Genomic DNA, 13,875 nt, shown 5'->3' with positions numbered 1-13,875 from the left:
AATATTTATATTTTTGTTTTATATCTGGGGCTTTGCCCCAGACCCCACTTCTTTTGCGACCGAAGGAAGTGCCCTTGCGGCGTGCCACAAAGAAGCAAAAAGGCTATTTTTTAGCTAAAATATATACTTTATACTACATTTAAAATAAAATTAATATCATTTATACTAATATTTATAATTAAAAAATCTTAAACAAAATTAGCGGTTTTCTCTTCTGTATCTCGCTGGGTCTATAAACTTTCGCCTACCCTGAAACTTCGATAAATAAACTATATTGCTAGCAATTTCATCAAAACCATTATCTCCATATTTTAATATAGTCTCTTTTGCTAACTTTTCTTCTATCATATAATAAGCTAAAGGCACATCATCAACTAAAATATGACATAATATCCTATCAAATACATCATAGGAAGAAACGAGTATAGAAACTTTTTCACTATTTTTTATTAAATTAGAAACATAGTCCTTTGCCTCTTTGCCGTAAACTTGTTCCAACTCTGGTGCATCAAGCCCTATAAACCTATAAATATTATTATTATATGTTATGGTGTCGCCGTCCAAAACTTTTATAGAATCTTTATCAATATTATAATAATTGTTATTTTCATTTGTAATAGATAAAAATATTTTTGAATTATTAGAATCTCTTAATGTAATATACTCATTTTTATTTATACTATTAATATCTAATACAACTTTATAATACGCTATTTTATTTTTGTAAGCATATTCTATTAGACTATCATCGCTAAAAAAACATAATATATTTTTTCTTAATCTTGAATATATTTTAAAACGAAACTCACCTATAAATTTAGCACTTGGAAAAACATTTTTTATATTGTCTAATGATTTACTATCATTATCTACAACAACAAAAACATCTTCTCTAAATTTTATATAATCATATATTATTTGAGTGTTAGAGTTTTTAATAAATGCCTCAATAGAAGCATCATCTATAAATAATGCTTCTTTATCATTAAATAAAAAATTACTTAGAGCAAATAAAAAAACAAATGAAATAATTATTATTAAGAATGCATTTTTTTTATTAAAGTTTCGCATTTATTTTTAATATCATCAGAAGCAACAATCTCAGTAAGCATGCATAAACATTTTGCATTATGCTCTATAAGCAAATCCATATTATTAAGTTTAATGCCCCCAATACAAACAAAAGGCATATCAATATTTTTAGCAATATAATCCAAATACTCAATACCCACAGCATTATTAGCATCAATTTTAGTATTAGTATCAAATATAGGACCAATACCAATATAATCAGCACTGCTATTTAAAGCCTCATTAGCTTCATTAATATTTTTTGTAGAAAGCCCTATAATCATATCCTCTCCAACAATCTTTCTAACTACTTCTATAGGCATGTCATTTTGACCAATATGCACCCCATCAGCATCCGCCGCCAAAGCCAAATCAGCATAATCATCTACTAAAAATAATGCATTGCTTTTTTTTGTCATCTCCCTTATCTTAACACATTCTTCATACTTCTCACGCATATATTTTTTAGGATTTTCTTTTTCTCTATATTGAATAATCTTTATACCTGCCTCAAGCATAGAGCCTACTACTTCAATATTATTTCGTCCCTTAGAAAAATCTTCAGCAGTAACACAGTATATAGACTTATTAAAATAATTCTCTTTTAAATAATCTCTTTTCTCTTTTTTGTTTTTTAAATTTTTAAAATTATTCATCTTTGTTATTCTCATCAATATTAAGTGATAATATTCTAATGCCCTCATTACCAAGCACAGATTTTAAAGCTATTAAAAAAGCAGAATCTTTACTATGGGCAATATTACTATTATAAAGCTTCATAGCGTATCTCGCCATGCTAATACCATCTCTCACAGAAAAAGAAGCATTATGTATATGCGACTTCTGTAAAAAACCAACAGTAATTTTTAATATTTCATCATCAGCAAAAGGAAGATTCATTTTTAATATGTCATACTCTTCTTTAACATCTGGAAAAGGAAGCTCTATTGTAGGCTGCAAACGAGAATGTATATATTCAGGAAGTTCAAAAGTGCTCGCATCATCATTCATTGTAACTATAACTCTAAAATCTGGATGAGCCTTTATTTTTATACCCGCAATCACACTTTCAACATATCTTCTGTCATCAAGAAGCGGAGCAAGTGAAGCCCAAGTTTTCTCACTCATTCTGTTTCCTTCATCAAGTATTGCAACCCCACCCTTAATCATTGCAGTAACCAAACTTGAAGCATGATAACTTATTGTGTTATTTTCTGATATTACAGGTATTATTATTAAATCCTCTGGTCTAGTGTCCACTGTACATTGAAATATATAAACATCTCTTTTAAGAAGTTCTTTAGCTACATAATATGAGAGAGTAGTTTTTCCAGCACCGGGCTTACCCACAATTCTAGGGTTTAGTGGTATATCATCTTCAGATATTATATGCCAAGAAGCCATTATCTGCCTAACTAAATCATTTTGTCCTGTCCATTTTATATTTAAATTATCAGGATGCGATAATGTTAGCTCTACATTCTCTATTTTTATTTTTTCCATATTTTCCTCTAATATAAAAAATATTTATAATAAATGTATTTGGCTATAATGATAAATCAATTATACAAAAAGTCAAATTGTAATGAGCATGTTAAATTAAAAGAAATTAGCCTATAGGAGTACCGTTTTCTGCTTCTTCATTAATGCTAAGTAAAACAACTTCATTATTTTCTTTTACAGCACCAAGAACAAGGCATTCAGAAAAAAAGTTAGCTATTTGTTTTTTTGGGAAATTTACAACGGCAACAATTTTTCTTCCAATTAAATCTTCTTTTTTGTAGAGCTTAGTAATTTGAGCAGATGATACTTTTATTCCTAATTCTCCAAAATCAATTTTTAATTTGTATGCAGGTCTTTTAGCCTTTGGAAAATCTTCTGCCTCTATGATTGTGCCTACTCTAATGTCGAGAGAAAGGAAATTGTCAAAAGTAGTTTCGTTTTTAATATTATTTTCCATATATAAATCCGTTTGCAAATAATTGAATTATAAATTATCTATTTCTTCTTTGCTTAAACCTGTTATTTTACTTATTAAATTAATATCTATATTTTCTGTTTTCATATTTTTAGCTAATGCATATTTTTCTTTTTCTATACCTTTTTCAATACCCTTTTCTATACCTTCTTTTATACCTTCTTCCCTCTCCCTCTTTAGCATAACTTCCTGTCCATATAGAAAAGCCTCACGAGCATTATAAACTTGCATACTCTCTTCATCAGAAGTAAATATTTTATATTTTTCTATAACTTTGCTCATAATGATGTTTTCCTCCTTTAGCTTGTCTATAATTTTATTTAAATCCTTTGACGTAAAAAACTCTATCCAAGAAAGTAATTTATTTTTCTTTATATCTTCAATGGTTGAAGTTTCTAATATTTTTTTAAATCTTTTTATCTCTATTAAATGTATCTGAATCATATCTAAACTTATATTATGATTATCAGTATCTATAAGCTTAAAACATCTATGCTCTTTTCCATTATCATTAAAGTTTAAATTAAAATCTAAAAAATTTATACTAATTATTTGACTTATATCTCTGTAAGCCTCATTAGTTTTTAATTCTAAAGCTATATTTTTTGATATATAATAATAAATTCTTTTTAAAAAATCTATATTTCCAAAGAGCTGAAACTCTATTATGATTTTTTTATTATCATTAGTTTTAGCTTTTACATCTAAAATAGATTCTTTTAAATATTGATTATCTTTAAGATTATAAGGATTAATTATCTCTAAATTATGAACTGTTTCAAAACCAATATTAGTAAGTACAGCATTCACTATATTTTCAAGTATATCCTCATCACCTTTAGAAGCTAAAAGATACCTGATAAAAAAGTCATTTAATAGATTAATCTTATTCATGTGTATATTATACTAATGTTGCAGAAAATTGTCAAAGAGTGATGTATTTGATTATTTAGGCTTATAAGTTGAAAATATGTTTTTTATTTGTGGGGGCTAGCCCCTCTACGAAGCGTGCCCGAATGGCTAAAACTTTGACGAAGTCCACACGGTGTAATGCGGGAAAAAGTTGAAGAAAAAAATCATATAACAAAATATAGTTATTTAACTACATACTAAAAATTTTAAAGCTTCTAAAAGTTTTTTTATTTTGCAGGGCTTTGCCCCGCACCCCAGTTCTTTTGCCGATAGGCACCTACTCGGTATTGGTATAAAAGAACCAAAAGAACTGCATTTTTAAATAAAATACAAGCATTATCTTGCACCTATAAATATTCCAATATATAAAGTTTAACAAAAAACTTCTATTACAAAATATAATTATTTAGCCCCATTAGCTTTCAAAAATTCCGCTACTTCTGAATGCCCATTTTTCACAGCATATCTCAAAGCAGTTCTACCCTTTTCATCCTTAACATTTATATCAGCTCCTGAATCTACTAATAATTTTACTATTTCTAAATGATTATTCATTGAAGCAAGCATCAAAACAGTAACATCTTCTATATTTTTTAAATTAATATCTGCCCCAGAATCTATTAATAATTTAACTATTTCTTTATGACAATTTTTTGAAGCATACCATAAAGCACTACTATGATTTATTACATCACTTCCTTTTTCTATTAAATATTTTACCACCTCAAAATGTCCATTCTCAGAAGCATATACTAAAGCAGTATCACCATCTCTATTTTCATTATTAACATCTGCCCCTTTATCTACCAAATATTTGACTATTTCTAAATGACCGCTCTCTGAAGCATAGCACAAAGCCATATTTAAATCATCAGCTCCTTTATCTACTAAATATTTGACTATTTCCAAATGACCGCTCTCTGAAGCATAGTTTAAAGCATCATTTAAGCCATTAGCCCCTTTATCTACCAAATATTTGACTATTTCTAAATGACCGTTCTCTGAAGAATAGTTTAAAGCATCATTTAAGTCATTAGCCCCATTATCTATCAAATATCTAACTACTTCTATATACCCACTATATGAAGCATGTCTCAAAGCCAAGTTTAAATCATCAGCTCCTTTATCTATCAAATATTTAACTATTTCTAAATGACCGTTCTCTGAAGCATAACCCAAAGCCAAGTTTAAATCATCAGCTCCTTTATCTATCAAATATTTAACAATTTCAAAATAACCAAATCCTGAAGCTGTATTTAAAGGAGTATTACCATATCTGTTTTTTATATTAACATCAGCACCATTTGATATTAAAAATTTTACTCTTTCTAAATCATTCTTTTTAATAACTTCTATTAACTCAACATCTTTTTTCTTTTTCATACTGCCTCCATTATATTTTAAAAATTCTGCTATCTTTATATTTCCTTACTCTAAATCATAACTCAAAACCATAATGCTGAAACAAATACATTTTACCCAAAATAAATTTATATTTTAGTAAAAAAGCAAAAGAACTGCATTTTATAAAATATAGCTTTATCTATAAAATAAAAATACAGATATTATCTTACATTCATTTATATATATTAACAACATACAAAGCTAAAACATTTGCATTTTTTGCAACTTTTTGCTGCGGGAAAAAGTTGAACAAAAAAATCATATAACAAAATATAGTTATTTTAGAATATATGATTTGAATTTGCCGAAAAATTTTTTTTAAGTTTTTTATTTTGCAGGGCTTTGCCCCGCACCCCAGTTCTTTTGCCGATAGGCACCTACTCGGTATTGGTATAAAAGAACCAAAAGAACTGCATTTTCAATACTTTATATATATTTGTCTCACTATAGTTTTAATTATATAGCTCCATTAGCTTTCAAAAATTCAGCTACTTCTAAATGCCCATTTCTTGAAGCCCACATCAAAACTGTTTTACCATCATTATCTTTAGCATTTACATCGGCTACTTTATCTATCAAATATTTTACTACTTCCAAATTCCCATTAATTGAAGCCCACATCAAAGCTGTAATATTACTATCATCTTTAGCATTTATATCAGCTCCTTTATCTATTAAATATTTTACTACTTCTAAATGCCCATTTCTTGAAGCCCTCATCAAAGCTGTAATATTACTATCATCTTTAGCATTTATATCAAATCCTTTATCTATCAAATATTTTACTACTTCTAAATGCCCATTTCTTGAAGCCCTCATCAAAACTTCATTTAAATCATCAGCTCCTTTATCTATCAAATATTTTACTACTTCCAAATGCCCATTTTTCACAGCATATCTCAAAGCAGTTCTACCCTTTTTATCCTTAACATTTGTATCAGCTCCTGAATCTATCAAATATTTTACTACTTCCAAATTCCCATTAATTGAAGCAAACATCAAAGCTGTAATATTTTTATTATTTTTAGCATTTACATCAGCACCTTTATCTATCAAATATTTTACTACTTCCAAATGCCCATTTTCCACAGCATATCTCAAAGCAGTTCCACCCTTTTTATCATTAACATTTATATCAGCTCCTGAATCTATTAAAAGTTTTACTATTTCCAAATACCCTTTTTTAGAAACAAATATCAAAGCTGTAATATTACTATCATCTTTAGCATTTACATCAGCCCCTTTACCTATTAAATATTTTACTACTTCTAAATGCCCATTTCTTGAAGCCAATATCAAAGCTGTTCCATTATCTTTATCTTTGGCATTTATATCGGCTCCTTTATCTAATAAATATTTTACTACTTCTAAATGCCCATCTATTGAAGCCCACATCAAAGCTGTACAATTATAAAATTTATCTTTGGCATTTATATCGGCTCCTTTATCTATCAAATATTTTACTACTTCTAAATGCCCATTTCTTGAAGCCAATATCAAAGCCGTCCAATTATGACTATTTTTAGCATTTATATCAGCACCTTTATCTAGCAAATATTTCACTATTTCTAAATGCCCATTTCTTGAAGCACTCATCAAAGCTGTTCCATTATTGTTAGATTTAGCATTTACATCAGCACCTTTACCTATTAAATATTTTACTACTTCTAAATGCCCATCTATTGAAGCCCACATCAAAGCTGTTTCTCCATAATCATTTTTAGCATTTATATCAGCTCCTTTATCTATCAAATATTTTACTACTTCTAAATGCCCTTTTTCCAAAGCATATCTCAAAGCAGTTCCACCCTTTTTATCCTTAACATTTATATCAGCTCCTGAATCTACTAATAATTTTACTATTTCTAAATGATTATTCATTGAAGCAAATATCAAAACAGTAACATCTGATATATTTTTAAAATTAATATCTGCACCAGAATCTATTAATAATTTAGCTATTTCTTTATGACAATTTTTTGAAGCATACCATAAAGCACTGCTATGATTTATTATATCACTTCCTTTTTCTATTAAATATTTTACCACCTCAAAATGTCCATTCTCTGAAGCATATACTAAAGCAGTATCTCCATACATGGTTTCATTATTAACATCTGCACCTTTATCGATTAAATACTTAACAATTTCCAAATGCCCATTCTCTGAAGCTATCATCAAAGCTGTTTTTCCATAATCATTTTTAGCATTTATATCAGCTCCTTTTTCTATTAAGGCTTTTAATGTTTCTAAATCATTATTTTTAGAGGCTTCCAATAATTCAATCATTTTATATACTCCATAAAAATATAGGCGGCTGAAAATCAACTATTAAAAATTAACTTCCAACCGCCTACTAGACTTTATATATTCAACTTTTACTTTTTATCTATAATTATTTTTTGTCATTATCATCAACAACCTCATAGTCAGCATCAACTACGCTATCATCTTTTCTGCCTGAATCTTGGCTGTTATCTGGCTGTGCTTGTTGTGCATCTGCCTGACCTTGCTGTGCTCCTGCTTGTTTGTAAAGAGCCTCTGAAGCTTTGCTCCATGCCGCTTGTAAATCGTCTGTAGCTCTTTTTATACTGTCTGTATTGTTAGATTCTACTGCTGATTTTAAAGCACTCATTTTTGACTCAATCTCTGATTTATCTGAAGGCTGTAATTTGTCTCCGTTTTCTTTCAACAATTTTTCTGTTTGATAAATCATATGGTCAGCATTGTTTTTAGCCTCAACTTCCTCTTTTTTCTTTTTATCTTCTTCAGCATGTTTTTCTGCATCCTGAACCATTCTGTTTATTTCTTCCTCGCTAAGTCCGCTTGAAGAAGACAATGTTACTTTCTGCTCTTTACCAGTACCCAAATCTTTAGCTGTAACATGTACTATACCATTAGCATCAATATCAAATGAAACTTCAATTTGAGGTACGCCTCTTGGTGCAGGAGGTATGCCTACTAAGTCAAATCTTCCAAGCTCTCTGTTGTCATTAGCCATTTTTCTTTCACCTTGTAATACTCTAATAGTTACAGATGATTGATTGTCTGCTGCTGTTGAGAACACTTGTTTTTTGTTTGTAGGTATAGTAGTGTTTCTGTTAATTAAAACAGTCATTACTGAACCTTCTGTTTCAATACCGAGTGAAAGCGGAGTAACGTCAAGAAGAAGTACGTCTTTAACATCACCTTTAATTATACCGCCCTGTACTGCAGCACCCATTGCTACTGCTTCGTCTGGGTTTACGCTTTTGTTCGGCTCTTTTCCAAATATGTTTTTAACTGTTTCCTGTACTAAAGGTACTCTTGTAGAACCTCCAACAAGTATAACTTCATCTATATCGCTAGTAGAAAGTCCTGCATCTTTCAATGCTTTTTCACATGGGATACGAGTTTTCTCTACTAAGCCTCTTACTAAATCCTCAAATTTTGCTCTTGATAAAGATACATTCAAGTGTTTAGGGCCTGATGTATCTGCTGTCAAGTACGGCAAATTAATATCTGTTTGAAGTGAGCTAGAAAGTTCTTTTTTAGCTTTTTCAGCAGCTTCTTTTAATCTCTGTAAAGCCATTTTGTCGTTATTTAAATCAACGCTTGTATCTTTCTTAAACTCTTCTATTAGCCAATTAATTATAGCTTGGTCAAAATCATCACCGCCTAAATGTGTATCACCGTTTGTACTTTTTACTTCAAATACTCCGTCAGCTAATTCAAGTATAGATATATCAAATGTACCGCCGCCCAAGTCATAAACTGCTATTTTCTCATCTTTCTTTTTCTCCATACCATAAGCTAAAGCAGCAGCTGTAGGCTCGTTTATTATTCTTAATACATTAAGTCCAGCAATTCTTCCAGCATCTTTTGTTGCCTGTCTTTGGCTGTCATTAAAGTATGCAGGTACTGTGATGATTGCATCTGTTACTGTTTCACCTAAATACTCTTCAGCTGTTTGTTTCATCTTTTGAAGTGTTCTAGCACTTATCTCTTGAGGAGTAAAGTTTCCTTCAAGTGTTTTAATTTTTACTTTTCCGTCTTCCTCTATAACTGTATAAGGCATTCTTAAACGCTCTTCTGATACTTCTGCATAAGTGTTGCCCATAAATCTCTTTATAGAGAATATTGTATTTTCTGGGTTAGTTACCATTTGGTTTTTAGCAGGCTGTCCTACTAATACTTCCCCTTTATTTGTAAATGCTACTATAGAAGGTGTTGTTCTGTTTCCTTCACTGTTTGTTATTACTACAGGTTTACCGCCTTCCATTACCGCTACACATGAATTTGTAGTTCCTAAATCTATTCCAATAATTTTACTCATTATAAACTTCTCCTTAAATGTTAATAATTAAATATATATTTATGTATTGTTAAACTTTGTAAGTCTAGTTCTTCGTTAGAACACTTACAATATATTCAGTATGCCCATTTCCTAAATGTGATGTATTAAGATCAACATTAATAACTTCTCTGTTTTCTATATGTCTGTTAATCTCATCTGTTAAATCTTGCAAAACCTTATCAATGTGTTTTATGCTTTCTGTTTTTGATGCTTTAGGTTCAAAATAAGCTCTAAAAAGTTGAATATGTGCCATATAAAAATCTCCTTAAAATATAAAGTAAATAAAAATTTATTATTATTCAGTTGCTTTTGGTTTTCCAACTACAACTTTAGCCGTTCTCAAAAGTTCATCATTTAATTTGTAGCCCTTAGCATAAACTTCTACAACCTGCTCCTTATCAATATCAGGAACCTCTATCATAGTTAATGCCTCATGCAAGTTAGGGTCAAACTCCTCTCCTAATGCCTCTATCTCACTTACACCATTATCAGTTAAAAAATCTATAAACTGCTTATGTATTAATTCTATGCCTTTGTAATATTCGCTTCCCTTTATAGTTTCATCATTATCAAAAGATTTTAATGCCCTCTCAAAATTATCCATAAAATTGATAAGAGATAATAACATACCTTTATTAGCTCTCTTTATGCCGTCAGCTTTTTCTTTGGCAGTTCTCTTTCTAATATTCTCTGCCTCAGCCATAGCACGCATATATTTATCTTTCATATCAGAAACTTCATTTTCTAACTCTTCTATTCTCTTTTTTAGAATGCTAATTTCATCTTCATTATTCTCAGAACATTCGCAAGATTCACAACATTCACAAGCCTCTTTTTGTTCTTCTTCATTAGTTTCATTAGCTTCTGCATTAGAATTGTTTTCTGCAATATCCTCGCTAACCTTTTCATTATTAGCCGTTTCATTGCCTTCTTTCATTTCTTCTTCCATTTAATCTCCTTTTAATTTCCTTTTTATTATTCACAGAAGTTACACTGCAATATATGCAATAATCGTGCCAAAGATATTATCTTTTTATTATTATATTTATTAAAAAACAGTAAAATAATAGCATAAAATACTAATATAGGCTTAAATTACCTGCTTTATTTACTGGAGTGTGCTATAAATCATCAAAACTACATAGAAGTTATGGTTTTACAATTATAAAAAATAAATATTATTTTAAAAATAAATATTATGTTCAATAATAACACATTTATACAAATAATACATGTTTAATAATTATACAGGCAATTATAAAGAGGTGTTTAAAAAAGTATCACCCCGAGAAAGGATCTGCAGGGTGATAAGGAGGTTTATGAAAAATTGTATTATTTAACAATACAAGTAATATTATATAAGAATTTATATAAATGTCAAGAAAAAATATCAAAATATCATACATTTATTTTTTATAGTAATTTTATATAAATTTGCTTAAATTTGGCTAAATTCTAATAAATTAAGACAAAGAAGATATTATATCATTGATTTCTCTTGCAACATGTGAATCTGCTTTAAGCTCTTCTTTTATTTTTTCTCTGGCATGTATTATAGAAGCATGGTCTCTATTAAACTCTAAGCCAATTTCCGTAACAGATTTTTTAGAATATTCACAAGCTAAGTACACAGCAACATGTCGAACCTTAGCTATAAACTTTGTTCTCTCACTGCTCGTAAAGGCACTCATCTCTATACCGTAATAATCTGCAACTATTTTTTTTATTTCTTTTATAGTAGCATTTTTTAATTTTGGTTTGTTAGTAAAATAATCTTTGAATATATTTAATTTATCACACTCTTCAACAGTAGGAGTTATTTTCATCAAATCTCTTACAGACAAATAAGCTCTAATAGCTCCTTCAATCTTACGAACATCTGTTGTAATATTTTCTGCCATATATTTTATTACTTCTTCATCAATAGTTGTATTTAAATCAATTAGTTTTCTCTCTATTATGGCTAGTCTTGTTTCATACTGCGGAGGCTCGATGGATAATATTAAACTTTTTTCAAATCTGTTTTTTAATCTTGCCTCAATGTTTCTAAGTTCCTTCGGAGGCTTATCACTTACAAACACCATCTGCTTACAGCCATTATCTAAAGCCTGAAATATTTCAAACAATTCTTTAGAAGTCTCCTGAGCACTTTCTAATAATTGCAAATCATCAAGTAAAAACATGTCTAAAGATTTATATTTCTTTTTAAAGTTATCAGACTTTTTACTTTGAAGACCGTATATATATTCATCTCTAAATCCGCTTCCATCTATATAATTAACTTTTGCATCTGGATTATTTTCCAAGTAATAATTGCCTATAGCTTGTAATAAATGAGTTTTTCCTATACCAACACTTCCATATATATAAAGAGGATTGTATTCTCTGCCCGGTTTCTCAGCAACCAATTTGGCAGCAGCAAAAACAAATTTATTATTGCTTCCCTCTATAAAATTGTCAAACTTGAAATATTCATTTAAATTGGATTTATATTTATTTTTTGTATTATTATTATTATTTTCTGTTGTTACTGTTATTTCTGAAGCATCATCAATATTATTTTCTTCTTCATTAACAATCTCTACATCAACTAACACTTGAATATTTATATCATATCCAGATTTATCTTTTAAATAACTTTTTATACGCTCTAAAAAATCTTTCTTTATATGATTAGCTGCAAAATCACCCGAACAAATAATACTTACATTATATTCATCATCAACCCTAAAAACACTGCCCTTAAGTAAAGCAACCCCAGCATATTCTCCATTTTCTGATATTATCTCTAGAAACTCATTAAAATATTCTTTTATCTTTTCCATCTATCTATCTTTAAAAAATTTAATTGCTCTTTTATCGGTATTAAATCATTATAAACTTTAATCAAAATCAATCATAGTATTATAACAAATAAAATATAAATCAAAACAAATAAAGAAATAAAACCTAATCCATATAATAAAAACTTAAACATATTAAAATGTGATAACATTCTATATATTTGCTCTTCTTTAGTGTTATCCTGATAAGAGTTTGGTGTTATATAATTATCTTTTTGAGGATTAAATACCTTAACTTTTATAGGCTCTGTCTCCTCTATTATAGCACAATGTTCATTACTTAATGCTAATGCTATGCTTGTAGAATCTTCATTAACAGTCTTCTCTATAACCTCGCCTACAACCAAATATTTATTATTATTTTTTTTGGAATTCACATCTAAATATGTCATACTTGGATAAAAAGAACTATAATCTACTTTTACTATAATCTTATCACCTAACTTTATATCCGCTATAGCTCTGCCCATAATAGGTGCCACAACAAAATCGCCATTTACTATTTTATATTTTGATGTAATACTCTCTTCATTATTTGATTCATCTTTATTTGAATCTAAATTATATTGACTTATATCTATATTGCTGCCTTCAAACTCTTTTTTAAACTCTTGTATAAAACTATTAACTTCATCAATATCGAGCCCCTTACAACTTACATCGTATATGCCTATATTATAATCCATAGAAACATTTAATGTATCTGAAAATATATCTATTATAGAAATAATATCATCATTAATAGCTGCCATAGTGGTATGAACTACATTTGTTCTGTTAGACAAAACAGAATCTAAATCGCTATTTAATTTATCTAAAGCTATATTTACTTTATAATTTAGATTATTATAAACTTCTATATATTTATAAAGCTCCAAATAATTATCATAGCTATTTAATACTTTAAATAACTCATAATTATCTGAAACTAATACTGTTTTGGTAATAAGATTAATTGTTAGTTTATCTATAAAAAATACGAAATATATATATTGGTCCAAATCTGGATATTCTGCTATAAATCTTACGGCAAGAACTTCTGTTTCATCCAACACTAAATTATTGTCTGGCATTAAATTATTATCTGACATAATACTCCGCTTATATATAGTAGTATTTATTTTATACCTTAAAGAGTATTATATCATTAATAAACCAATACTCAAGTATAATACTATATAGTATATTAATATTTTCGGTAAAATAAAGGTTATATTATAATTTATACAGACAATATTATAGAAGATATTACAAAATATTTATAACTTTATAAAAAAATCGTAAATAAAAACTATAATAAATAATTTAAGCTAAAATATAGCCCTTTTGCT

At 28.6% G+C, this 13,875-nt stretch carries 12 protein-coding genes; all 12 read right to left on the bottom strand.

What is annotated here, in order from left to right; all coding sequences use genetic code 11:
• Window positions 1-198: 198 nt before the first annotated feature.
• The 12 genes from GQX97_RS09080 to GQX97_RS09025 all read right to left on the bottom strand — a co-directional run bounded on the left by GQX97_RS09080 (window position 199) and on the right by GQX97_RS09025 (window position 13,635).
• Window positions 199-1,071: a thermonuclease family protein gene (locus tag GQX97_RS09080; protein WP_157151619.1), complete on the bottom strand. Its 873-nt coding sequence runs from the start codon at window positions 1,069-1,071 to the stop codon at window positions 199-201.
• Window positions 1,038-1,727, bottom strand: a complete 690-nt coding sequence (gene thiE / locus GQX97_RS09075; RefSeq protein WP_157151618.1) for a thiamine phosphate synthase — start codon at window positions 1,725-1,727, stop codon at window positions 1,038-1,040. Before thiE ends, GQX97_RS09080 begins: the two co-directional genes overlap by 34 nt.
• Window positions 1,720-2,574, bottom strand: a complete 855-nt coding sequence (locus GQX97_RS09070; RefSeq protein ID WP_157151617.1) for an AAA family ATPase — start codon at window positions 2,572-2,574, stop codon at window positions 1,720-1,722. The genes thiE and GQX97_RS09070 overlap by 8 nt, the downstream gene beginning before the upstream one ends.
• A gap of 106 nt (window positions 2,575-2,680) precedes the next feature.
• Window positions 2,681-3,031, bottom strand: coding sequence for a tRNA-binding protein (locus tag GQX97_RS09065; protein WP_157151616.1), 351 nt, complete (start codon window positions 3,029-3,031; stop codon window positions 2,681-2,683).
• A 27-nt stretch (window positions 3,032-3,058) separates the two neighbouring features.
• Window positions 3,059-3,943: an Rpn family recombination-promoting nuclease/putative transposase gene (locus tag GQX97_RS09060; RefSeq protein WP_157151615.1), complete on the bottom strand. Its 885-nt coding sequence runs from the start codon at window positions 3,941-3,943 to the stop codon at window positions 3,059-3,061.
• A 420-nt stretch (window positions 3,944-4,363) separates the two neighbouring features.
• On the bottom strand, window positions 4,364-5,377 hold the full coding sequence (locus tag GQX97_RS09055) for an ankyrin repeat domain-containing protein (RefSeq protein WP_368666569.1): 1,014 nt from the start codon (window positions 5,375-5,377) through the stop codon (window positions 4,364-4,366).
• A 444-nt stretch (window positions 5,378-5,821) separates the two neighbouring features.
• Entirely contained in the window at window positions 5,822-7,654 is a 1,833-nt protein-coding gene (locus GQX97_RS09050) for an ankyrin repeat domain-containing protein (protein WP_157151613.1), read from the bottom strand.
• Between the two features lie 106 nt (window positions 7,655-7,760).
• Window positions 7,761-9,680 (bottom strand): molecular chaperone DnaK, encoded by a 1,920-nt coding sequence (gene dnaK, locus GQX97_RS09045; protein ID WP_157151612.1) that lies wholly within the window; start codon window positions 9,678-9,680, stop codon window positions 7,761-7,763.
• 64 nt (window positions 9,681-9,744) lie between these two features.
• Entirely contained in the window at window positions 9,745-9,954 is a 210-nt protein-coding gene (locus tag GQX97_RS09040; protein WP_157151611.1) for a hypothetical protein, read from the bottom strand.
• A 42-nt stretch (window positions 9,955-9,996) separates the two neighbouring features.
• Window positions 9,997-10,650, bottom strand: a complete 654-nt coding sequence (locus GQX97_RS09035; RefSeq protein WP_157151610.1) for a nucleotide exchange factor GrpE — start codon at window positions 10,648-10,650, stop codon at window positions 9,997-9,999.
• 514 nt (window positions 10,651-11,164) lie between these two features.
• Window positions 11,165-12,526: a chromosomal replication initiator protein DnaA gene (gene dnaA / locus GQX97_RS09030; protein ID WP_157151609.1), complete on the bottom strand. Its 1,362-nt coding sequence runs from the start codon at window positions 12,524-12,526 to the stop codon at window positions 11,165-11,167.
• 71 nt (window positions 12,527-12,597) lie between these two features.
• Window positions 12,598-13,635 carry a hypothetical protein gene (locus GQX97_RS09025; protein WP_232473307.1) on the bottom strand — a complete coding sequence of 346 codons (1,038 nt, stop codon included), beginning with the start codon at window positions 13,633-13,635 and terminating at the stop codon, window positions 12,598-12,600.
• Between the last annotated feature and the right edge of the window lie 240 nt (window positions 13,636-13,875).

The sequence above is a fragment of the Brachyspira sp. SAP_772 genome (genome assembly GCF_009755885.1).
Classification (GTDB): Bacteria; Spirochaetota; Brachyspiria; order Brachyspirales; family Brachyspiraceae; genus Brachyspira.
Note: the sequence above shows the minus strand (reverse complement) of the source record. Positions and strands in the feature narration are given on the sequence as shown.